The following is a 23,235-nucleotide window of genomic DNA, read 5'->3' as shown; positions in this document are numbered from 1 at the left end:
ATTTTTAGCAGGATAAAGACATGACTCAAGCAGCCACCAACATCTCTGGTACTCGTACTTCTGACCTGATGGTTGAAATGCGCGGCGTTAACAAATGGTACGGCGATTTCCACGTGCTGCGCGATATCGATCTGGAAGTAAAGCGCGGTGAGCGTATTGTTATTTGCGGGCCCTCAGGCTCGGGCAAATCTACGTTGATTCGCTGTATCAACCACCTAGAAGAGCATCAGCAAGGCGATATCGTGGTAGGCGGTGTACCGCTTACCCAAGACGTTAAGCGTATTGAGCAAATCCGCCGTAGCGTGGGCATGGTATTCCAGCACTTTAATCTCTTCCCCCACTTAACGGTGCTGGAAAACTGCTGTATTGCACCCATGTGGGTGCAAAAAAAGCCGCGCCGCGAGGCAGAAGAAATGGCCATGCAGTACTTAGAGCGGGTACGTATTGCCGAGCAGGCACTTAAGTACCCAGGTCAGCTTTCCGGCGGCCAGCAGCAGCGGGTAGCCATAGCCCGTTCGCTGTGCATGCACCCTGATGTCATGCTGTTCGATGAACCCACCTCGGCCCTTGACCCAGAAATGATCAAGGAAGTACTCGACGTTATGGTTGAACTGGCCAATGAAGGCATGACCATGCTGTGTGTGACCCATGAAATGGGCTTTGCCAAAACCGTCGCTGACCGGGTGATTTTTATGGACCAAGGGCAAATCATCGAAGAAAACGCCCCTGAGCCGTTCTTCAATAACCCGCAGTCAGAACGTACCCAGCTCTTCTTAAGCCAGATTCTAGGGCACTAAGTAAAGCGACTGATAAGACGATGGGCCTCAGCGTAGGCCCATTTTTATCTTTAGTTTATCGCTAGCGACGCCGACTCACCGGCACAAGAGAGACCTTTCAAAATGGAAAAGTTATTTATTGATCGTGCGCCACAGCCGATTGCCCCCTTTTCGCACGCTTGCCGAGTGGGCGATTTAGTATTTATTACCGGCCAAATGCCCACCGTACCTGAAACCAACGAAATGCTGCTGGGGACATTTACCGAACAAACCCACCGCGTGATGCAAAACCTAGCGATCGTGTTAGAAGAAGTGGGCAGCGACTTTGAATATGTCGTGCAGTCACGGGTCTTTATTACCAACATGGGCCATTTTGACGAGGTTAATCGCGTGTACGCCAGCTACTTCAAGCAACCTCTGCCAACCCGCACCTGTATTGGGGTGACAGGCCTTGCCGGTGGTGCCGATGTCGAAGTAGATATGATTGCTTGGATCCCTCCCGCGCCAAAAACCGACTAATCACCCAGCAGGGTAATACTGGCAGGCTGCAGGGCTAACTGTTCACGGTGTTGCGCCAGCGGCCTATCGGCGAGCGCCGTGAGTAGTATTTGTAACGGGTCGCCATGACTAACCACTAGCACTGTTTCGCCTTCACAGCGGCATTCTAGCTCATTAATCACTGCGCACATCCTCGCAGCCACCTTGCTAACTGGCTCCACCTGGTGCTGTTGATGCTCAGCATCCTCGGCGTCTAGCGCCCATACATCAGGATAATAGCGATCCGCTTGGCCATCGAATTCACCGAAGTAGCGTTCACGCAGACGCTCCTCTTTTTCCAGCGTTAAATCAAACACACTGGCGACTCTTTCAGCAGTTTGTGTGGTCCGCAGAAAGTCCGAGTGCACCACCTTGGTAGGCGTCGGCCACCGCCACTGCTGAGCAACAGCCAATAGTTGCTTTTCCCCCAAAGGTGACAAGCCAAAATCGTATAGACCACGCTCAGGTGAACTAATAATGAGCCCCCGTTCATTCGCTTGGCTGTGACCATGACGCATCAAAAGATAACGGTTTCGCCAAAAGCAAAGTGGCTTAGAAGATTCTGCCGACATTTTTTCCCTTATTAATTTTTTCCCTGAATCATGGATGTTTGACCAAATGCCAAACGCTTGCCATGGTTAGAGAGTAACTAACGACAAGGAGGACGTACGACGATGACCACCTATATTGTGGTAGCTGACGCCGCTCGTGCACGCATTTTTACTCGTGATGCATTACAACTTGCTGAACATGAAAGCCTTGTACACGCAGCAGGCAGGCTGCATGAAGGCGACTTAATTACTGACCGCCGCGGTGCCGATGTCCATGAATCCACGTCAACGTCGTCGCGCTCATCAGGAGAGGAAGGCGCTGCCTCACACCATGAAAATGAGCTGTTTGCCAAGGAAGTTGCCAAGCGCTTATATGGGGCACGGGTCGATAACAGCATGGAAAAACTCATCATGGTTGCGCCGCCTAAATTTCTTGGTTTGCTGCGTGAAAAACTCGACAACACCACCCAAAAGCTGGTCATTCATACGCTTTCAAAGGATTTGAGCAAAGCCTCTCTTGCCGATATTCAACATGCCGTAAGCGACTTACGCTAACGTTTTCACCGTCACTCGTTCTTTTTCTGAATAGGATGCTTTTCAACTAAATTTCAGCTAAAGAAGTTGTCGCTCTCGCCGATAGTCGTCTGATCCCCTGACGAAGTTGAGAGCGACCATGTTTTCCTCCCTACGCGCACGCATTTTATTAGCCGCCCTGACCGCTATTGTGTTAGCTCTGATTATTAACGGCATCGCTAGCTACACCACTGTAAAATTCCATAACACTCAGCAAGTAAGCAGAAACCTCAATGCTGTTGTCGATGGTAACACCCAAGCAATTAATGAGTGGTTTAACGCCCGTTATACAATGCTGGCTAGCATGGAAGATGCGGCAAGCAGTAGCGACCCTCTTGTCGCTCTGCGCCAGCTGGCTAACTCTGGCAACTTTTTAACCTCTTATCTGGCCTATCCTTCCACATCTGACGCGGTTTTCTCTGACGGCTGGCAACCACCTAGTGATTACGACCCACGCCAACGGCCGTGGTACGAGGCTGCTGCAAAAGCACAAGACACCATTATCACAGCCCCTTATGTGGACGCTCAAACCGGTGGATTAGTCGTTACCTTTGCTCGCCCTTTTTATCGTAATGGTCAGCTCGCTGCTGTCATTGGTGCTGATATTACAATAGAAGACGTTATTGAAATTGTCGCCAGCATTGCCCCGACACCTTCAAGCTTTGGCTTTTTGACGACGGAAGATGGCACGCTTGTAGCGCATCCTGACGCTCAACTAACGCTTGAGCCCTCTTCAGTATTGAGCAGCGATCTTACCAACGACAGTCTGGCTCAGATTATCCAAGCCGAAGAGCCCCAAGCGCTTGAACTACAAGACAGTGCCAAGCTGCTAATGGGAAGTACCGTTGGCGGCAGCAGTGGCTGGCAGCTGGTGGTAGCGCTTGATGAATACGAAGCGACCGCTGGTCTGCGTGCCATCGCGACAACCTCGATCATTACCCTGCTCGTCGTCGCCGCCATTACCGCAGTGGTATTTAGCCTACTACTTTCCCTACTGCTTCGCCGCTTGCTAGGCGTGCGTAATGCAATGGATAACATTGCTTCCGGAGAAGGTGATTTAACCCAGCGCCTGCCGGAAGAAGGCAACGATGAAGTGACCCAAATTGCCAGCGCTTTCAACAGCTTTGTTGGCAAAATGGAAGCCGTATTGATTGATGTACGCACAAGCAGTGAAGCTGTTCACCATGCGGCTAATGAAATTGCCATGGGCGGTCAGGATTTATCGCGCCGCACCGATAACGCTGCGTCTAGCCTGCAGCAAACGTCTGCATCGGTTGAGCAAATCACCAGCACGGTTCAGCACACCGCTGCCTCTGCGCAGGAAGCCAACCAACTTTCCAATGAGGCGTCAAACGTCGCGAAAGAAGGTGGTCAAGTGGTGGCAAATGTCGTTACCACGATGGAAGACATTACCCATGCTTCCGATAAAATTGGCGACATTGTCACATTAATGAACAGCATTTCGTTTCAAACCAACCTGTTGGCACTTAACGCTTCGGTAGAAGCTGCCCGAGCAGGTGAACATGGCCGAGGTTTTGCAGTCGTTGCTGATGAAGTACGTAAGCTAGCAGGGCGCAGTAGCGAAGCAGCCAATGATATCCAAAAACTGATTGAGGATTCGCAAACCAAAGTCAATAAAGGCACCTCGCTGGTGCGCAACGCAGGTGCAACGATGCAGGATATCGTGGCCCATATTACCCGCGTGACGGAGGTACTTGCCGAAATTAACGCGGCCACCAGCGAGCAAAGCGATGGCATTAACCAAGTCAACATTGCGGTTGCCGAGCTTGATCGTATGACCCAAGAAAACGCTGCAATGGTGGAAGAGTCCACGACCGCTGCCGAACAGCTAAAAGAGCAAGCTGAGCATCTCTCGGGGACGATCAGCAGCTTTAAGCTGTCGCATGCCACTACACCGGCTCTCCAGGTGCCCTATCAAGCGTCTGCCAGCCAACATCGCCATATTGCCTAAGGAATATGCTATGCATTTTCGCTCGTTACGCTCTTTTGTCGTGGCACTGGCAGGCCCCTGCCTGCTAGCCATTGTGGCTGCACTGGTGGTGTATAACCTGATCGCCGCCACTCATACCCAGCAAACCGTGGATGAGCATACCAGTGAACTCATGAACAGCGCGCTGGATGCCCGCTTAAATGCGATTGCCGATGCCGAGGGACGACGCATTCAACGCGAGCTGGATAAAGCGATGACGCTAGCCAAGCAGCTCGCCACGACCAACGCGTTAATGGGCGTAGAAGACGCAGAAGGCCAGCGTGCGCTGTACTTAAGCCGCCGACAGCTCTCCAACTTAGTACGGCAAACAGTTGCTGATAACCCTGAACTTTTGGATGCCTATATTGGCTGGGAACCCAATGCCTTTGGAGACGACGCACGCTACGCGGGTGACGAGCGCTACGGTCATGACGGCAGCGGCCGCTTTATGCCCTGGTGGTACCGCACGGAAGAGGGTGAGTTAGCCATACTCCCGTTAGGTGACGACATGGAAAGCGAGACGCGTCTGGCCAGCGGCGTGCGTGAAGGAGAGTACTACCTGTGTCCGCGTGAAACCTTGACCGCCTGTATTATTGACCCGGCAGCGTACGACTTTGGCGGCGAGACCCAGCTAGTCACCTCGTTCAACGCACCGATCTTGGTGGATGGCGAATTTCGCGGAATCGCAGGGGTTGATTTAGCGCTTAACTTTATTCAAACCCTGTTAAGCGATGCTAATCAAGCGCTTTACAATGGCGCAGGACGGATGACACTAGTGGCAGGGCGTGGCGGTTTAGTTGCCGATACCGCTAACCAGGACTCCCTGGGGGCACACGCTAGCGACTCCCTAAATGCCACTCTGTTGGCAGGTATTGAACAAGCCGCTACTCAGGGGAGTCTCCACAGCAGCATGGCGGACGGTATGCTTCAGCGCTATCAGCCAATTACCCTTGGCGACACTGATCAGCCCTGGGTGCTGGTACTACAGCTGCCTGAATCAGTGGTATTGGCCGAGCTAAACGCCTTGCAAGATGTGCTCAGTGAACAGCGTCAACAAAACACCCTGGGCATGACACTGGTGGGGCTGCTGTTGGCAGCCATTGGTGTTGCCGCACTGTGGTGGATTGGTGGACGCATCGCACGTCCCCTTAAGCGCTTGGCTAATCGTATGGAAGAGATCGCTACGGGACATGGCGACCTGACCCAACGTTTGCCGGTTCATGGCCGCGATGAAAGTGCAGCTGTAGCAACACAGTTCAATGCCTTCGCAGAGAAAATCCAAGCCATTTTGCTGGATGTCCGACGCAGCAGCGAAGCAGTCAACCACGCGGCCAATGAGATTACCCAAGGGGGGCACGACCTTTCACGGCGTACCGAACAGGCCGCCGCCAGCCTGCAACAGACATCTTCTGCCATGGAAGAGATCAGCAGTACCGTTGGTCACACCACCCACGCTTCTCAGGAGGCCAGCGGGCTCTCACAAACCGCCTCTGAATTAGCAGCCCGAACAGATAGTGCATTTGAGCAGGTGGTCGCTACGATGACCGATATTCGCACTAATTCTGATGAAATTCAGAGTATTGTCAGCGTTATTGATGGCATCGCTTTCCAAACCAATCTGCTAGCGCTAAACGCCTCTGTAGAAGCAGCTCGTGCTGGGGAGCATGGCCGTGGGTTTGCCGTCGTGGCGGATGAAGTCAGGCAACTGGCCTCTCGCAGCAGTGATGCCGCCAAAGACATCCGTCAACGCATCAATGCCTCGGCAGGTAAGGTAGAAAGCGGCACTCAAATGGTGCGCGACGCAGAAGCAGCGATGCATGAGTTAGCCCAAAGCGTAACGCGAGTGACCCAAATGCTTGGCGATATCAGCACGGCAGCGAGGGAACAAAATGATGGCATCAGCCAGGTAAGCATTGCCGTCACCGACCTTGATCAGATGACCCAGCAAAACGCGGCTCTGGTGGAAGAGTCCACCACTGCTGCCGAACAGCTAAAAGATCAGGCTGAGCGGCTCGATGCATTGGTAGGCGGCTTCATACTCGAAACGAATAGTAGTCGCCAGGATCAACCCACCCTGCCTGCGCCAACGCCTGCTCGACAGTACTAATCAACCCCAACGAGGGATAGTAAAACAGATCCATTAGGCCACGTTGATATTAAGCGGTATAACACCTGGCCTAGGGGATCGGCGGTAAAGGGATGTCATCACTGCGCTTGGCACCCGCCGTCATCTCACGGCAAAGCCGCAAGAACTCGCGCACACCGGTGGTGAGATACTTGTGACGGTGCCAAATAAAGGTGAACTGACGTTTTAAGTCTAACTCCGGTGTTGGCAGCGGCACTAAGCTGCCACGCCGGAAAGCATCACGCAGCGCGAGCCTGGAAACGCAGCCAATGCCCAGGCCCGACTCTACCGCCCGCTTAATGCCCTCGGTATGTTCAAGCTCCAGCAGGGTATTAAACCGGCTACGCCGATGCCGCGCGGCATGCTCAAGGGTCATGCGAGTGCCAGAACCCTCCTCGCGCATTATCCAATCTTCTCGCAGCAGTTGTTCCAACTCCAAGTGTTCACGCCCTGCCAACGGATGGCGCGGTGAGCAAAACACACACAGCTCATCCTCTACCCAGGGCTGGCTGATAATCATATCGTCGTCGCACTGGCCTTCAATCAACCCTAAATCAAGCGAGTGCTGGCGCACACTCTCAATAATGTGGCGCGTATTACGCACCGCTAAGCGCACCCGACTACCGGGATAGCGCTGCATAAAATCACTAATCAATAAAGTCGCTAAATAATTACCTATAGTCAGCGTTGCCCCCACCTCCAACGCGCCCACCCCTTGCTGGCCTCGCAACAACTCTTCCACTTCTTCCGCCCTATCCAGCAAGGCAACCGCTTTAGGCAACAGCTGAAAGCCCAACGCATTGAGTTTTAGACGCTTGCCAATGCGGTCAAGCAGTTGGCAGTCAAATTGACGCTCAAGCTCCGCCAGCGCTGTGCTGGTGGCAGATTGAGACATAGCAAGGGCACGCGCCGCCTGAGAAACACTTTCGTGTTGGGCGACGGCTACAAAGACTTCTAACTGGCGCAAGGTGTAATGCATAGCAGCGACCTATCTTGATTCGGCATTTATATCTATTTTTTAGATAAGGGTTATCAGTATAATTTGCTTAACAGATAACCCTCTCTTTATTTATAATCATAGGCAACATATTTAGCCATTTTTTATACTTTTTTAGAATATGGCAGACGAGGCTTACGCCACTCTGCCCATTGGAGGAGTCAGCATGAGCAAGTTTGCCTTGGAAGAAGTTCTCAGCGTTCACCACTGGAACGACACTCTGTTCAGCTTTCGCACTACCCGTGAACGCAGTTTGCGCTTCAAAAACGGCCAGTTTGTTATGATCGGCTTGGAAGTCAACGGTAAACCGTTGATGCGTGCTTACTCCATTGCCAGCCCCAATTACGAAGACCATCTAGAATTTTTCAGCATCAAAGTACCCGATGGCCCGCTTACCTCGCGTTTGCAGCATCTAAAAGTTGGCGACCAAATTATGGTCAGCCGTAAGCCTACCGGCACGCTGGTATGCGATGACCTGCTACCGGGCCGCAACCTTTATATGCTTTCCACCGGCACAGGCCTCGCACCATTTATGAGTCTGATCCAAGACCCTGAAGTGTACGAGCGCTTTGAAAAAGTGGTGCTGATACATGGCGTGCGCGAAGTGTCTGAGCTGGCTTACGCCGACTTCATTACCAAAGAGCTACCTGCGCACGAATATCTAGGCGATGACATTGCCGAGAAACTGGTGTACTACCCCACGGTTACCCGTGAAGAGTTTCACACCATGGGGCGCCTGACCGACCACATTCGCAGCGGCAAGCTGTTTGAAGATACCGGTCTTCCGCCGATTGACCCACGCCAAGACCGCGCGATGATTTGCGGTAGCCCCGCCATGCTCGACGACACTAGCGCACTGCTAGACGAGCTGGGCTTGAATATTTCCCCGCGCATGGGCGAGCCGGGCGACTACGTGATTGAGCGCGCCTTTGTTGAAAAGTAAGCAGTAACAAGCAAGAAATTGGCGGCTAGGTAAGCGACCGCCAACTAATAACAACGCCCCGCTAAACAACACCATTTAGCGGGGCGTTTTGGTAACGTTAGGCAGCTAGGCCTGTCGCGGTTAAACCGCGTCTTTACCGGTTTCACCAGTACGAATACGGATTACCTGCTCCAGTGGCATTACAAAGATTTTACCGTCACCGATCTTACCGGTGTTTGCCACTTGAGTGATGGCATCAATCACCTGCTCGGCCATATCGTCATCAACGGCTACTTCTAATTTCACCTTGGGCAGAAAATCCACCACGTACTCTGCACCACGGTATAGCTCAGTATGGCCTTTCTGACGGCCAAAGCCCTTCACTTCCGTTACCGTAATGCCCTGCACGCCGATATCAGAGAGCGATTCGCGTACGTCATCAAGCTTAAACGGCTTGATAATGGCTGAGATCAATTTCATTGCGACATCCTCTAGCTTGGTGGCCTTTTATCAAAGGGTGGCGGGACACTGCTGTTAGCCAAGCCCGTTAGCGTTAAGCATACACCGCTACCGGCAGAGAATAAAAAAAGCGTTTAGAGGCCGCCTCACTCCTACCCTAGTGAGTACTACACACTTGCTGTTTTTATGTAGTGGTTTTTTCTTGGCTAGTAGCCACTCGGTCCGGAGTTTTTCGAAAGTTTCATCGTTCACACTCTGAATTCCTGTTGCCACTAGGTATCGACCCTGCCTATACTTTGGGCCAAGTGGATTGGGGGTGCCCGGTCGGCGTTATAGCCTCGGTGAGTTTCATCGGGGCTTTTCGCTGTCTAGGGGCGGGTAAATCATTAAGCCCCAATCTTCATACCCCTGGCCAACGCCATTTCTTCCTCCCTCACAGTAAAATTTATCTTTGAGAGCATCAAAAGCCCTATTGGATTGTTCTGGTCGCAGTAGGCTCAGGCCTATTGGTCGAGCCACTAAGTCGGCTAACTGCAGTCCGGATGACATTACTTTTTTATCTGCAAACAGCACATCAAATGGCAGCACAATATTTCTGGCATTATCACGATCGCAAATACGCCTAAACTCAAGCTCCAATTCATCATCTTCTTTAGGTCCGCGGCGCTCAACCACTACATGGGTTAATGACGTCTGCTCGTTCTTCTCTTCCAGAAAATCGTAAAGCGTTTCTAGGCAAAACCCAAGAGCAATGTGGTAAGGGTTGGTGTTGGCAATATCCTGTTTTTTTAAGCGCCGCTTATCTATCACGCAGCTGATCAGAATAAAGTTACTGCGTTCAATAATATTTGTTAGCTCATTGAGAAAATGGTGTTTCTGTTCTCGACTGCGAAATATAGTGAACTGTCCTTTTTCCTTGCGTATTTCGCTTTCGTGCAGCACTACTTGATCATGCCCAAAGTGATGAAACTTAAATTTTTCCAGTGCTGAAACTACCTGCTCACTGTAGTGACGTTTATGGAATACACACAACGCCAATACAAATAGCGGATACTGCGGATCAATGGTCTCCATACCATGGTCGCCGCTCTCATCCACATACACAATGTACTTGCTAAAAGGGCTATCAGGCTCAGCCTGAGCAAATAGTGACAACTGTTGTTTATCTGACATCGCTCAGCTCTCGGCCTTTTGAGTTAACACTATTTTTGTGGGGCACCCATGTTCGTCAGCATAACTAAACCGACTAGGCGAGGTACATAGCGCTAATTTTAAAAATCAGGCTTTAAGGCCAGGTCTTCATAATCAAGTTTCAAGAACTACCTATCCATAACTACCTATCCATAACTATCTTTCTAGAACTATCTTTCTAGAACTAAAAAGGCCTCCCGATAGGGAGGCCGAAAGAACACGCCAGCTCACTTCATTAGCGCAGGCTTATTTCTTAACGCTAAACTCAGGGTAGGCTTCAAGACCACACTCGGCGATATCGACACCTTCATACTCTTCTTCTTCGCTAACGCGAATTCCCATGATGGCTTTCAATACCAGCCAGACCACAAGACTTGCCACGAATACCCAGCCAAAGATACCGACGATACCAATCAGCTGTGCACCGAAAGAAGCATCACCATTGGTCAGCGGCACTGCTAATACACCCCAGATACCCACAACACCGTGTACCGAGATTGCACCCACTGGATCATCAAGTTTCAGCTTGTCCAACGTGACAATAGAGGCGACGACGATCACACCACCCACAGCACCAATCACAGCAGCGCCCAGTGCAGAAGGAGACAGCGGATCAGCGGTAATCGCCACTAGACCTGCTAACGCGCCGTTCAGTGCCATAGTAAGATCAGCTTTACGGAACCACAGCTTGGCAAGAATCAGTGCCGCTAGAACGCCACCCGCAGCGGCTGCGTTGGTGTTCACAAATACTTGAGCAACGTTGTTGGCAGAGCTGATATCAGACATTTTCAGCTCAGAGCCACCGTTGAAACCGAACCAGCCCATCCACAGAATGAAGGTACCCAGGGTCGCCAGCGGCATATTTGCACCTGGAATCGCATGGATAGAACCGTCTTTACCGTACTTACCTTTACGTGGGCCAAGCACTAAGACACCAGCTAAGGCAGCGGCTGCACCAGCTAAGTGAACAATGCCGGAACCCGCATAGTCAGAGTAACCCACTTCAGACAACCAGCCGCCGCCCCATGTCCAGTAACCAGATACTGGGTAGATAAAAGCTGTCATCACCACGGCGAAGGCCAGGAATGCCCACAGTTTCATACGCTCGGCAACCGCACCCGACACAATCGACATGGCGGTTGCGACAAACACTACCTGGAAGAAAAAGTCAGAGCGCATGGAGTAATAAGGTGCATCGTCACCACCAGCCGTCACCGCATCAACGCTATTTTCAGTGCCAATCAGGAAGCCAAGGTTAGGTAAGAAGCCTCCCGCGCTGCTGGAATACATGATGTAGTAACCCACCAGTAAGTACATGGTGCAGGCAATCGCAAACAGCGCGATATTTTTGGTCAAAATCTCGGCGGTATTTTTTGAACGCACCAAACCCGCTTCAAGCATCGAGAAGCCAGCGGCCATCCACATTACGAGCACGCCGCAAATTAAGAAGTAAAACGTATCGAGCGCATAGCTCAAATCAGCTAACTCATTCATGAGGTGTTCCCCGTTGTACTAAGAGAAGTTATACGTAAAAACAGTCCGGAAAGTGTTGATCACACAGCGTCTGCGCCGCGCTCACCGGTACGAATACGGATCACATCTTCTAATGGCGTTACAAACACCTTGCCGTCGCCAATTTTGCCACTGTTAGCTGCGCTGCAAATGGCGTCGAGAACGCTCTCCAAGCGCGCATCATCGACAGCAACCTCTACTTTTACTTTAGGTAGGAAATCGACCACATACTCCGCGCCACGGTAAAGCTCGGTATGCCCTTTTTGACGGCCAAAGCCTTTGACTTCAGTAACCGTAATGCCCTGAACGCCGTTATCGGCGAGCGCTTCACGAACGTCGTCAAGCTTGAATGGCTTGATGATAGCGGTGATGAGTTTCATCCCGGATCTCCCCTGCTGGATTAGGTAGCGGCAGCGCCGCCCGAGTTAAGTACTTACCTCGTCAATGCGCATACCGTGCCACTCAATTTTTTTTGCTTAAAAGTCAGCAGGTTGTTTCACATAATTTAAGATTATCTAACAGGGAGTCAGGCATAGCAGCATTTGCCATTAGCTGCTTGCACCATAAAAGAACATTAACAAAAGCGAGACGCTTCATTTCGATGCAGCAAACCAATTGCGAAAGGACTGAAGCTAAATTGCAAACGACGCATGCGTATTGGCGACGGGTTGCGTATCCTTATTAATAAGCAGTGCACATTTATGCGTGGACATTTAAGGAGAGAGCGATGGCGCCTCAAGATCGCATTAGCCGTTTAGCCCAGCAAATCGGGGATCGTCTGCAAAACGCATCCCAAGCCCCAGAAGACATTCAAAAGGGCGTACAGCAGGTGGTACGCGGTGCCTTTGACCGGCTGGAACTGGTGTCACGGGAAGACTTTGATATTTTGATGGATGTACTACAGCGCACGCGCTCACGCGTTGAAGCGCTGGAGCGGCAGGTAGCCAGCCTTGAGGCAGCAGTGGAAGCCTCTACGTCTACAAGCAACACCCCTGTTGAAGCAGAAGCACCACCAGCGCCCGTTCAACCACAAGGTACTAGTGCTAACAGTACTGAGCCGCCTAAAACGGATACTCCAAAGTAAGCAACATCCGTTTGCCAGCGGTGAGAGATACCAGCTGCTGGCTTCTTTATCTATTTAGCCACCATCACCATCACTCACAGTCGAAATGATGGTGACGGTGCGTCTATACGCCAATGTTGAGCACCAATAAAGGGCAGCCAAACGAAGCAGCCGCACATTGTTGCATCCAATCGCGAAGCAACTGCACCACGCTGCCCTCACCGTTTGGCGCCAGCGATTGATAAGGGCGCTCAGTGAATCTTGATCTGGTAAAGCACGCAGTAGATCACCGGTAGTACGATAAGGGTGAGTAGCGTGGCGACACCGAGACCACCAATCAGCGCGACCGCCATGCTGGCGAAGAATGCATCACTAATCAGCGGGATCAGCCCTAGCATGGTAGTCAGCGCAGCCATGGAAACGGGCCGGACACGACTAATGGCAGCGCGTACTACAGCGTGATAGCGATCTTTGTGCAGTGGTAGCTGCACATTGATCTCTTCTACCAGCACAATGGCATTCTTGATCACCATCCCAATCAAACTCAGTGTGCCCAGCAACGCCATAAACGAGAACGGCATCCCAGTTATCAGAAGTGCAGCGACTACCCCGACAATGGTCAGCGGTACCAAAAACCAGATCGCCAGCGGCTGACGGAAGTTGTTAAACAACACCACCGTGATGATAAACATCATTACCAAGCCAAGTGGCAGTGAGGAAAATAGACCGCTCTGTGCTTCACCAGCAGTCTCAAATTCACCGCCCCACTCAAGTCGGTAACCGGGTGGCAGGTCAAGCGCCTCTACTTGCGGTCGAACCTGAGCCAATACACTAGCCGCAGTCACGCCACTGAGCGGGTCGGGTTCACCATATACTGCTAGCATGCGTTCGCGGTCACGGCGCATCATCAATGGGTCAGCCACCTGGGTCGTCACATCGCGCATCACTTGGTCTGCAGTGATGTAGCGCCCCTGTTCAGCGCTCCATACGTTAAGTGATCCGACGTTATCGATATCATTGCGCTGCTCGGGTATGGCCCTGGCAACAATCGGGATAAGGTCACTGCCGTCACGATAAATGCCCACCTGACTACCACTGGTACTTAGCGCCAGTGTGGCCGCCAGATTCTCACGGGTAACGCCCAGCCGTCGCGCTGTGTCTTCGGCAAAAATTGGCACCACGGCCTGAACACGGTTACGCCAGCTAGTGCGTACGCTGACCATATTGGACGTATCACTAAACAGGGCTGCAACTTGTTCACCTAGCTGGCGTAAGACAGCAGGATCGCTGCCGTATAGCCTTGCTTCAATTTTCGCTTTCGGAGCAGGGCCAACTTCCAACGGGGCAATTTTATAGTCGATATCACTGTGATCACGTTCAAGCACCGCTTCAACATCCGCCATGCGCGCTTGCTGCGTGACCTTGTCATCAGTTTCAATTATTAGCTGCGAATAGCTGGCATAACGGTCTTCCGGCGCATAGGTTAGGGTAAAGCGCTGGGCACCGCCGCCAATAACGGTGGTAAGGTGGCGTACACCGTCCATGTCCATGACCACGTCTTCAAGTTCAGCGACCCGCCGTTCAGTTTCCAGAATATCGGTGCCTTCTGGTGTGCGGTAATCGACAAAGAAGAGAGGCGTATTCGAGGCAGGGAAGAAGGCATTCTTGACGGAACCAAAACCGACAACCGCGCCTGCCAGTATTACCAATACCAGCCCAATCGTCAGCCAACGCAGCCGGATACCCGCCACAATCACACGGCTAAATACGCGGTACACCACGCCTGTATAGGGGTCTTCGTCTGTGCTGCTAGGGGCGACATTGCGAAACAGCAGCTTGAAATAGAAAGGCGTGAGCGTCAGCGCTGTTAGCCAACTTAACAGCAATGAATACAGCAACACATAGAACAGCGAGCCGATAAATTCACCGGTGGTATCCGGCGACAACCCAATTGGTGCAAACGCCGCCACTGCAATCAGCGTGGCTGCCAGCAGCGGCCAAGCGTTTTGCTTAACCACCTGATGTGCCGACTCACGAATACTTTGGCCGCGCTTAAGGCCTACTAGCATGCCTTCGGTAACCACAATGGCATTATCGACCAGCATACCCAAGGCGATAATCAGCGCACCCAGGGAGATTTTCTCCAGTTGCAAGCCGTGGATACGCATCAACATAAAAGTGCCAATAATGGTGATCAGCAGAATAAAGCCCATCAGTAGACCGCTGCGCCAGCCCATAAACAGCATTAGCACTACAATAACGATGGACACCGCCTGAAGCAGGCTGATTAGAAAACCGGATACCGCGTCATCTACCACGCTCGGCTGGTCATAGACCACATTAAGCTCCATACCCAACGGCGAACGTGCCTCCAGTTCCTCTAGCCGTTGATCTAAGCGGGCACCTACTTCGACCACGTTAACGCCACTTTCAAACGAGATGCCTAGGGAAATGGCCGGCCGCCCCATATCGCGATAGAGCAGTTGTGGTTGCTCGGCTAAGCCACGGGAAACCTCCGCGATATCGCTCAACCTCACTAACTCACCGTTGCCTTCACTGACGATGAGCGCACGTAAATCATCAATATTGGCAGAACTACCCGACGGCGTTACCCGGAAACGCTGGCCTCCCTGCTTTAAGTGTCCCGAATCGACTACCGCATTTTGCGTATCAAGCAGTTGTTGGAGTGAACTTAGAGGGATGTTCAACGCACGTAGCCGCTCTCGGTCAACTTCTATGAAAATGCGCTCTTCCCTGACCCCCGCCAGCGACACCTTTTCAACCCCCTCCACCAAGGCGAGTTCACGCTTAAGAAACTCGGCATGACCTTTTAAGTCAGGCATGGCGTAGCCATCCCCGGTCAGGTTAATCATCAGACCGAAAACATCGCCAAAATCGTCATTAACACGAGACTGACTCGCGCCTGGCGGCAAGGCAGCTTGAGCATCGCCCACTTTGCGGCGTAGGGAATCCCAAAGCTGTTGCAGCTCATCGTTTTGAACCGTGCTTTGCAGTTCAACGGTGATCTGCGAAAACCCATCAGAACTCACCGAACTGATGCGTTTGATCGAGGGCATTTCTTGAATGGCTTCTTCCAGCGTTGAAGTAACTTCCTGCTCTACTTCTTCTGGTGTAGCGCCAGGGTACTGGGTAGTGACCAGCGCATTGCGAATGGTAAATTCAGGAAACTCAAGCTGCCCCATACCCGTGAAAGCCAGCGACCCACCTACGAGTAGCACCACGGTCATTAAATAACTAGCGGCCCGGTGGCGTAAGAAGTAATCAACCATCTTATAGCCCCTGTTCCTTGACCCATGGCGTTACCCGCACTTCCGTACTAACGCGATGGGCTCCCGCCGCCACCACACGATCATTCGCGTCCAGCTCACCACTCACCTCTAGTCCCTTAGATGTCAAACGCCCCACCTCAACTGGCACTGCCTCTAAACGGTCAGGTGATTGAAAACGCCACACCACCGCCTGCTCTGGACTATCAGCGAGATAGCTAATGGCCTCAGGCGGCAAATGCCACACGGCATTGTCGGACGCTGGTAACAGCTGGCCTAAATCAAGCCGTACGGTGGCGCTCATACCATCGAGCAGCGTGATATCGTCTGGCTGCGGCAGCCGGAGTGTTACCTCATACGCAAGGCTTTGGGCACTGGCTTGAGTGGTGTACGACGCTAGTTGCGCAAGATAAGGTTTTTCGCTGTTGCCAAACCGCACTTCAAAGGCCATCGCCGTTTCAAAGGGTGAAACACTGTCACTGCGTGGTATTTGCTGAACAATTTGCTGTGGTAAATGAAAGACCACATCAAGCTGCCCTGGCTGCTGAATCACCGCCACCGTTTCTTGCACTTGAACGATCTGCCGGTTATCTACGGGCACCTGAGCAATCACGCCATCATAAGGAGCGCGTAGCTGGGTGTTTTCTAGCTGTTCTTCAGCTTGCTCAAAAGTCGCCCGAGCAGCACGCCATTCCGCCTCTGACTCATCAAACCGAGCCTGGCTGATCGCACCGCGCTCTAAGGTGTAACGCATACGCTCGCGGGTTGCTTGCGCCAACTCTAACCGCGAACGGGCGCTGTCCAACTCGCTGCGCACGTTACGATCATCAATACGGGCGATGAGAGTGCCTTCCGTTACCTGCTGGCCTGGGCTCACGTTAACCTCTAAGAGCTCGCCCGCCATGCGAAACGACAGATTGCTGCGTGTAGTGGCTTCAACCCGCGCAGGAAACTGGCGCTGCAGCGCTGCGCCAGACGCTTCCAGTGTGATCAATTTCACCGGCCGGGGAGGTTGTTCATTCTGATCCTCGGCATCAGCGGCACCCGCCACCAGCAGCAGGACCAGCAACGCTGGAAGTAATCGAATCACAGTGTTACGCACAGCGGACTCCTCGGCGGTGTTATTAATACGCAGTCAGGGGAAATTTCACTGACATTCATGAATGTCAGTTAACGTGTATACTAATAGCCTACTGGCGACTTTGCCATTCAGTAATGCCAAAATATGGGCACTTTTTTGTTAGGAGCTGCTATGTCACGCCGCAAAGCTGAGGCTGAACGCACCCGCGAGGCCATACTTGATGCCGCAGAAACTCAGTTTCTCGCCCAAGGCGTGTCGCGCACTACCCTGGCCCATATTGCGGCGGCAGCGGGGGTTACCCGCGGTGCGATTTATTGGCATTTTGAGGATAAAGCGGCCGTATTTAATGCCCTGCTTGAGCGTGTTCGCGTGCCGCTTGATGAGATCGTCGATGAAACAGTGCTTCGTTTAGGCAATGCTCCGACTCAGTGTTTACAGGGAATTGCCCACAGTGCACTCCGCGCTATTTGCTATAACCTTCCGCTGCAGCGCGCCGCGACCATTGTGCTGCACCGCTGCGAAAAGTTAGAAGATGACCATCCGCGTATCAGTATGATTACCCAACTATCAGAGCATTCAAAAGCGCAGGTAGAACAGCTCTTCGAACAGGCTAAGCTAAGCGGCCAATTACGCCAGGGCCTTAGCCCTTCAAGTGCCCGCCTTCAGTTTCACAGCTTTTTAATCGGCGTTTGCTTTGACTGGCTGCAAGACCCACAACAGTTTGAATTGGCAGACGAATACGAGAGCATGGTCGACACCTTAATGCGAGGGTTGATGGTGGACCATGCAAAACATCACGTCTAAGCCCGCTTCTTGTACCGGTTCAGCACATTATCTCGCATAGCAGCGGGCATAGAGCAGCGGGCATGGTCTTGGTTAGTTGATATCTAATAAGTAGCCATAAAATGCTGTGTTCCGCTGCCACCCTAACGACTCATAAAGCTGCTGGGCACGCTCGTTTTCCACCTGAGTCATAAGAATCAAACGCGCGACGCCATGCTCACGCGCCAGCTGGGTAGCCGCTTCCATTAATGCTCTGCCCGTGCCTTTCTCGCGACTCTCCGGCACTACAAAAAGATCGTTTAGCGTCCAACGGGCGTTTAAGCCTACTGTAGAAACCCCAGGATAAAGTTGTACGAAGCCGGTAAGGGCACCGTCACTCGTTTCGCTCACCAAGATACGTGAGTCCGCCTGCCGAAAACGCTGCTGCAAAAAGTCACGTGCCGCACCGCTATCGCTCGGCTGCTGATAGAACTGCCGATAGCCCTCCAGTAACTCGGTTAAGGTATCAAGGTCGTTAATAGTCGCTGCGCGAATTGTAATCATGCTGCCGCCTCCTAGACGTATTCCTTAGCATCTTAGTCGTAAGCTACCTTCATCCCAACGCAGTTGCTCTTGATCAAGTCAAACTGACCTCCAGTAAACAACGTATCGGCAATGAAAGACAGTCGGTGCCGCAGCATACCTGTCTTAAAAAGACAGCTAATCAGTACAACGAATCCGGCTTCCATCGGCTGACAACCAACGGCTATTTGAAAAGCACTGAGTAGAAAGTTATCAGTTAAGCTTGAATTAGCGCACCCTTCTCAACAAATGCGCTATATCTAGATGAGCGGTCTGCGTATTCGCGCAGTGCTTTCTTGTAGTAGGGTATGTTTTTTACACACTCATCTATCTATCCATCAAACAGCAAGGGGACAACACGTTCCCAATGGGGTCAACGTGGTTCAATCGCTCTCTTCGCACACAGAATCCCGCGCTTCAAGATGGAAGGCTTGGAGCGTGCACATCTTCACCGCCAGCGGCGTACTGCTCGGCACAATGGCGCTACTTTCACTGATCGACAATAACCCAGTCGCCTGCTTACTCTGGCTAGGTGCAGCAATGATGGTCGATGGTTTCGATGGCACCCTGGCGCGTAAGTATGAAGTAAAAACCGTTCTGCCCCACTTCGATGGTTCGACGCTTGATATGGTCATCGATTATCTAACCTGGGCGTTTATTCCCGCTCTGTTTATTTATTTCTTTATTGAGTTGCCGCCCAATTTCGAATTGCTGTCAGTGTTCATCATTCTGTTGTCATCGATGTTCTGTTTCTGCAATGTCGATATGAAAAGCCAAGATAATTATTTTGTTGGCTTTCCTGCCGCCTGGAACATCGCCGCAGCCTATTTTTATATTCTCGATTTACCGCCCTTCATCACCTTTGCGTCTATCGTTTTTCTAGCCATTCTTACCGTGACTAAGATGAAGTTTCTTCATCCATTTCGTGTTCGTCAGTTCATGCCGCTCAATATCGCCATCACGCTGTTATGGTGCGCATGTACAACGTCACTGGTGCTCTCCAGCCCCGACCATACCGCCTGGGCACTATGGGGATGGGGCATTGCATCCGTTTACTTCATCGGTATGTGCGTCTGGCGTACCGCTCAAGAGGCGTTTTGATATAGCGATAGCAACCAATGCTTACTTCAGCGCCACCTCATACCGCTGTGCCTCCTCCACCATCTCGGTGGCAAGCTCCCCCACGGTGCGCACGGCATCTTCAATGGCCGGTGTTAACGTAAATGCATAGTTAAGACGTAAACACTGGCGAAACTTGCCAGAGGCTGAAAATAGCGAGCCAGGTGCCACATGGATAGCCCGCTGAGCCAAGCGCTCATTAAGGCGCACACAATCCACCAAGGCGGGTAACTCCACCCATAGCAAAAAACTGCCTTGCGGATAGCTGATGCCTGAACCTTTAGGGAAATAGCGCTGCACCCAGTTAATCATGACGTCCCGTTGGCGCTGATATTGGCGAGTGGCATAGCGAAGGTGACGCTCGTAGTGGCCTTTGGCAACAAACTCGGCTACCGCCAGCTGCGGTAATGTGGCTGAGGCACCGGTAGAGACATACTTCATATGCAGTGCCTTGTCCCGATAACACCCCGGCGCCAGCCAGCCCACCCGCAGCCCAGGCCCCACCGTTTTGGAAAAACCGCTGCATAACAACACCCGCCCATCATCGTCGAAAGACTTCACTGTCAACGGCCTTGGGTGGGTATAGGCGAGATCACCGTAGATATCGTCTTCAATAATGGCCACGTCGAAGCGTTGGGCAAGTTGAAACAGCGCCTTTTTGCGCGCCTCGCTCATGGTGTAGCCCAGCGGATTGTTATACGTCGGAGTGACCTGTATGGCACGGATCGGCCACTGTTCCAGCGCCATTTCCAATGCTTCCAAACTGATACCGGTTTGCGGATCAGTAGGAATCTCTAACGCTTTTAGGCCATTGGCTTTTAGGATCTGCATGGTGCCGTAAAAGCTGGGCGAGTCCACAGCCACCACATCGCCAGGCTGAGTGAGGGTGCGCAGCGCTATCGACAATGCCTCCTGACAGCCGGTGGTGATCATAATGTCATCTGGATGCAGCAAACAACCGGAGGCAATGGCCAAGCGCGCTACCTGCTGACGCAGCTCGGGGCTACCACTTAGTTTGTCGTAGTTAAAGCCATTCAGATCGTGCTTACGATGCAGCCCCGACAGTATTTTCGACAACGGCTTAAGCGTTTCGTAAGCCAGATTCGGCACACCGCGCCCAAGCAACAGCCGACTATTGTCACGCTGTGTAGCGACCAGCTCTAGTACTTGATCCCATTGGGAGACATCCAGTGGGCACTGCGCAGGACGAGAGACAGAAGGCAGCACCGCAGGCACTCTGCTTGGAAGTACAAAGTAGCCCGATTTCGGCCGTGATTCGATCAGCGACACATCCAACAGTTGCCGATAAGCTTCCTGAGCGGTCGAGATACTGACATTAAACTCCTGACATACCACTCGAATAGAAGGCAAGCGATCACCCACGTGGTAAATACCGTGCTCAATTCGCTCCCGCAAAATGCCAGCAACCTCCTCGTAGCGAGTCATACTCTTACCTTCTGTTTTTTAAAAACAGCCTCCAATACAGCGTTAAATATAAGCTTCTAAGCAATACAGATTCCTGCATTAGCAAGCATACAGAGGTATAGCACAGGTCATCTGTATCTTAAAAATAGAAAAGTCTATATCTGTATTGCTCTAACGCGGCTGCGTAATCTGGTTGAGCACATTGCCATCCAGGAGAACCGCTATGTCACGCTTCAGCCTCACCCAGATTCGCTGTCAGTTACGCCACTATCATCAGCACCGTCGCAGCCGCCGCCAGTTACTAACCCTCGATGACCGACTGCTGGAAGATATTGGAATCACTCGTAGCCAGGCGCAAAAAGAGGGGCATAAGCCATTTTGGCGGCACTCGCCAATTAACAGGGGGCTGTATGAACATCGCTGAGCATGATCTTTTTATATCGCGCTAACGGGGCTATGCCAGCGAATCTAGAGCGGTGGCCACTGCATCAAACAGCCGCTCTAATTCAGCTTCCGTGGTACCAAAGGGAGGGCCGAACTGCAGCGTGTCACCACCATAGCGCACGTAAAACCCAGCTTCCCACAAGGCTAAATGGGCATCTCGGGGGCGAATGGTTGGGTCGCTATGACGGGGCTCCAATTGAATTGCGCCCGCTAAGCCATAGTTGCGAATATCAACAATATGGTTACGGCCTTTTAGAGCATGAAGCTTTTGTTCAAACGTAGGCGCTATCGCGCTGACCTGGGCCGGGAAGTTTTCGCGCTCCATTATTTCAAGCGCCGCTAAGCCAGCCGCGCAAGCGACAGGGTGGGCGCTGTAGGTGTAACCGTGGGGAAATTCAATGGCGTGTGGGGCGCCGCCAGCGTGCATAAAAGTGTCGAAAATGTCGCTGGAGGCAATCACTGCCCCCATAGGAACCGCACCGTTAGTGATTTGCTTGGCGACGTTCATAATATCCGGCGTAACGCCAAACGCTTCGGCACCAGTGGTCGCACCGCTACGGCCAAAGGCGGTAATAACTTCATCAAATATCAGCAGAATATCGTGGGCGGTACAGATCTCGCGCAGCCTATCCAGATAGCCTTTGGGCGGCACAATTACCCCTGCAGAACCAGACATCGGCTCAACAATCACCGCCGCAATAGTCGAGGCATCGTGCAGGGCAATTTGATCAAGCAGCGCATCGGCAAGTTCGGCACCGGTTTCTGCTTGGCCCCGGGTAAACGCATGGCCCGCTTGCAGGGTGTGCGGAAGATGCGTGACATCCATCAGCTGGCCGTAATGCTTGCGGTTGCCACCAATACCGCCCAGGCTGGTACCACCAATATTCACCCCGTGATAGCCCTTGGCTCGGCCAATCATACGGGTTTTCTCAGGCTTACCTTTTAACCGCCAGTAGGCCTTGGCCATTTTGACCGAGGTATCGGCAGCTTCTGAGCCAGAGTTAGTGAAGAACACATGATCCAAGCCTGCAGGAGTAAGGCTGGCGATTTTTTCCGCTAACTTAAACCCCAGCGGATGGCCAATTTGGAAGCTTGGCGCAAAATCGAGCGTGCCCAGCTGAGCCGCCACGGCCTGTTGAATCTCTTCACGGTTATGGCCCGCGCCGCAGGTCCATAAGCCAGAGAGTGAATCGAATAGCTTACGGCCCTGGTCGTCAATGTAGTAGCGCCCTTCTGCGCCAGCGATAACCCGCGGATTGGCGTGAAAATCACGGTTTGCGCTAAACGGCATCCAAAAGTGTTGATTAAGCGCGCTAGGGGAAGCGCGCTCCTCATCAATAAACGCTTGGGGAGTGGTGGTGTTTTTTAGGCCAAACATGCTGTTCAGCTCCATCGCTATGAGACATGGCCTCAGCATGCGCCACCGAACACGTTTATAAAATTACGATTTTCTTTTGCTCACGTTAGAAAATTTATACGTAATAGGCACCACCGCACAGCCGCCCTGCCAAACGGTGGCTCATTACTTATAGTACGACGTCATACCCTTCAAACTTGGGCGGGCCAAGGTAGATACCTTCCGGCGCTTTGGCATTGGCGTGGGCTTTGCGAAACGCTTCTGACTTGGTCCAGGCGCGAAAGGCATCTTCCGACTCCCATACGCTGTGGGAGATAAACACGGTATGGTCTTCCTGGCTTTCACCCTGCAGCATTTGGAACTGCTTAAAGCCCGGCACTTCATCAAGATGAGAATCACGGTTACGCCATACGTCCAAAAAATCCTCTTCACGGCCTGGGGCTATCCGAAAACGGTTCATCGCAATATACATCGTCACTCTC

General features: G+C 52.2%; 22 protein-coding genes. 10 read left to right on the top strand and 12 right to left on the bottom strand.

What is annotated here, in order from left to right; all coding sequences use genetic code 11:
• Window positions 1–68 precede the first annotated feature (68 nt).
• Together M0220_RS09110 and M0220_RS09105 are read left to right on the top strand one after the other, a co-directional pair.
• A complete protein-coding gene (locus M0220_RS09110; RefSeq protein WP_009723183.1) occupies window positions 69–797 on the top strand; it encodes an amino acid ABC transporter ATP-binding protein in 729 nt (242 codons plus the stop codon).
• 102 nt (window positions 798–899) lie between these two features.
• On the top strand, window positions 900–1,295 hold the full coding sequence (locus tag M0220_RS09105; RefSeq protein ID WP_264017423.1) for a RidA family protein: 396 nt from the start codon (window positions 900–902) through the stop codon (window positions 1,293–1,295).
• Here M0220_RS09105 and M0220_RS09100 read toward each other — a convergent pair.
• Entirely contained in the window at window positions 1,292–1,885 is a 594-nt protein-coding gene (locus M0220_RS09100) for a histidine phosphatase family protein (RefSeq protein ID WP_264017422.1), read from the bottom strand. The genes M0220_RS09105 and M0220_RS09100 overlap by 4 nt on opposite strands.
• Window positions 1,886–1,987: 102 nt before the next feature.
• Here M0220_RS09100 and M0220_RS09095 point away from each other — a divergent pair, with 102 nt between their 5' ends.
• From M0220_RS09095 to M0220_RS09085, 3 genes are all read left to right on the top strand, one after another.
• On the top strand, window positions 1,988–2,419 hold the full coding sequence (locus tag M0220_RS09095) for a host attachment protein (protein ID WP_030071122.1): 432 nt from the start codon (window positions 1,988–1,990) through the stop codon (window positions 2,417–2,419).
• Window positions 2,420–2,537: 118 nt separating this feature from the next.
• A complete protein-coding gene (locus M0220_RS09090) occupies window positions 2,538–4,409 on the top strand; it encodes a methyl-accepting chemotaxis protein (protein WP_030071125.1) in 1,872 nt (623 codons plus the stop codon).
• A gap of 10 nt (window positions 4,410–4,419) precedes the next feature.
• The gene (locus tag M0220_RS09085; RefSeq protein ID WP_264017420.1) at window positions 4,420–6,534 is read left to right on the top strand and encodes a methyl-accepting chemotaxis protein; all 2,115 of its coding nucleotides are present in this window, start codon (window positions 4,420–4,422) and stop codon (window positions 6,532–6,534) included.
• 70 nt (window positions 6,535–6,604) lie between these two features.
• Here M0220_RS09085 and M0220_RS09080 read toward each other — a convergent pair whose 3' ends face one another.
• Window positions 6,605–7,531: a LysR family transcriptional regulator gene (locus M0220_RS09080; RefSeq protein WP_030071129.1), complete on the bottom strand. Its 927-nt coding sequence runs from the start codon at window positions 7,529–7,531 to the stop codon at window positions 6,605–6,607.
• A gap of 184 nt (window positions 7,532–7,715) precedes the next feature.
• Between M0220_RS09080 and M0220_RS09075 the strand changes: the two genes are divergently transcribed.
• On the top strand, window positions 7,716–8,492 hold the full coding sequence (locus M0220_RS09075) for a ferredoxin--NADP reductase (RefSeq protein WP_030071131.1): 777 nt from the start codon (window positions 7,716–7,718) through the stop codon (window positions 8,490–8,492).
• Between the two features lie 120 nt (window positions 8,493–8,612).
• On the opposite strand, the gene glnK is transcribed toward M0220_RS09075, so the two are convergent.
• The 4 genes from glnK to M0220_RS09055 all read right to left on the bottom strand — a co-directional run bounded on the left by glnK (window position 8,613) and on the right by M0220_RS09055 (window position 12,013).
• Complete coding sequence (gene glnK / locus M0220_RS09070) at window positions 8,613–8,951, bottom strand: P-II family nitrogen regulator (RefSeq protein WP_009098335.1); 339 nt, start codon at window positions 8,949–8,951, stop codon at window positions 8,613–8,615.
• A gap of 327 nt (window positions 8,952–9,278) precedes the next feature.
• A complete protein-coding gene (locus M0220_RS09065; RefSeq protein WP_264017419.1) occupies window positions 9,279–10,103 on the bottom strand; it encodes a DUF3800 domain-containing protein in 825 nt (274 codons plus the stop codon).
• Window positions 10,104–10,367: 264 nt separating this feature from the next.
• Window positions 10,368–11,615, bottom strand: coding sequence for an ammonium transporter (locus M0220_RS09060; RefSeq protein ID WP_030071135.1), 1,248 nt, complete (start codon window positions 11,613–11,615; stop codon window positions 10,368–10,370).
• A 59-nt stretch (window positions 11,616–11,674) separates the two neighbouring features.
• Window positions 11,675–12,013: a P-II family nitrogen regulator gene (locus tag M0220_RS09055; protein WP_007112359.1), complete on the bottom strand. Its 339-nt coding sequence runs from the start codon at window positions 12,011–12,013 to the stop codon at window positions 11,675–11,677.
• 347 nt (window positions 12,014–12,360) lie between these two features.
• Between M0220_RS09055 and M0220_RS09050 the strand changes: the two genes are divergently transcribed.
• Window positions 12,361–12,717, top strand: coding sequence for an accessory factor UbiK family protein (locus tag M0220_RS09050; RefSeq protein ID WP_030071140.1), 357 nt, complete (start codon window positions 12,361–12,363; stop codon window positions 12,715–12,717).
• 230 nt (window positions 12,718–12,947) lie between these two features.
• On the opposite strand, the gene M0220_RS09045 is transcribed toward M0220_RS09050, so the two are convergent.
• Both M0220_RS09045 and M0220_RS09040 read right to left on the bottom strand, forming a co-directional pair.
• Window positions 12,948–15,986: an efflux RND transporter permease subunit gene (locus M0220_RS09045; protein ID WP_030071142.1), complete on the bottom strand. Its 3,039-nt coding sequence runs from the start codon at window positions 15,984–15,986 to the stop codon at window positions 12,948–12,950.
• 1 nt (window position 15,987) lies between these two features.
• Window positions 15,988–17,085: an efflux RND transporter periplasmic adaptor subunit gene (locus M0220_RS09040; protein ID WP_264017416.1), complete on the bottom strand. Its 1,098-nt coding sequence runs from the start codon at window positions 17,083–17,085 to the stop codon at window positions 15,988–15,990.
• 150 nt (window positions 17,086–17,235) lie between these two features.
• Between M0220_RS09040 and M0220_RS09035 the strand changes: the two genes are divergently transcribed.
• A complete protein-coding gene (locus M0220_RS09035) occupies window positions 17,236–17,868 on the top strand; it encodes a TetR family transcriptional regulator (RefSeq protein WP_264017414.1) in 633 nt (210 codons plus the stop codon).
• A gap of 72 nt (window positions 17,869–17,940) precedes the next feature.
• Here M0220_RS09035 and M0220_RS09030 read toward each other — a convergent pair whose 3' ends face one another.
• On the bottom strand, window positions 17,941–18,390 hold the full coding sequence (locus tag M0220_RS09030; RefSeq protein WP_030071148.1) for a GNAT family N-acetyltransferase: 450 nt from the start codon (window positions 18,388–18,390) through the stop codon (window positions 17,941–17,943).
• Window positions 18,391–18,846: 456 nt separating this feature from the next.
• Here M0220_RS09030 and pcsA point away from each other — a divergent pair, with 456 nt between their 5' ends.
• Window positions 18,847–19,509: a phosphatidylcholine synthase gene (gene pcsA, locus M0220_RS09025; RefSeq protein ID WP_030071149.1), complete on the top strand. Its 663-nt coding sequence runs from the start codon at window positions 18,847–18,849 to the stop codon at window positions 19,507–19,509.
• Window positions 19,510–19,530: 21 nt separating this feature from the next.
• On the opposite strand, the gene M0220_RS09020 is transcribed toward pcsA, so the two are convergent.
• The gene (locus M0220_RS09020; protein WP_264017413.1) at window positions 19,531–20,973 is read right to left on the bottom strand and encodes an aminotransferase-like domain-containing protein; all 1,443 of its coding nucleotides are present in this window, start codon (window positions 20,971–20,973) and stop codon (window positions 19,531–19,533) included.
• A gap of 202 nt (window positions 20,974–21,175) precedes the next feature.
• Between M0220_RS09020 and M0220_RS09015 the strand changes: the two genes are divergently transcribed.
• Window positions 21,176–21,376, top strand: coding sequence for a DUF1127 domain-containing protein (locus tag M0220_RS09015; protein ID WP_264017412.1), 201 nt, complete (start codon window positions 21,176–21,178; stop codon window positions 21,374–21,376).
• A 30-nt stretch (window positions 21,377–21,406) separates the two neighbouring features.
• Here the strand turns inward: M0220_RS09015 and M0220_RS09010 are convergent, their stop codons facing one another.
• Together M0220_RS09010 and M0220_RS09005 are read right to left on the bottom strand one after the other, a co-directional pair.
• Window positions 21,407–22,774 (bottom strand): aspartate aminotransferase family protein, encoded by a 1,368-nt coding sequence (locus tag M0220_RS09010; protein ID WP_318784680.1) that lies wholly within the window; start codon window positions 22,772–22,774, stop codon window positions 21,407–21,409.
• 148 nt (window positions 22,775–22,922) lie between these two features.
• Complete coding sequence (locus tag M0220_RS09005) at window positions 22,923–23,225, bottom strand: antibiotic biosynthesis monooxygenase family protein (protein WP_030071158.1); 303 nt, start codon at window positions 23,223–23,225, stop codon at window positions 22,923–22,925.
• Between the last annotated feature and the right edge of the window lie 10 nt (window positions 23,226–23,235).

The organism is Halomonas qinghailakensis, from assembly GCF_025820815.1.
Lineage (GTDB): Bacteria > Pseudomonadota > Gammaproteobacteria > Pseudomonadales > Halomonadaceae > Vreelandella > Vreelandella qaidamensis.
The sequence above is the reverse complement of the archived record's forward strand: the minus strand, read 5'-3'. Positions and strand labels throughout refer to the sequence as shown.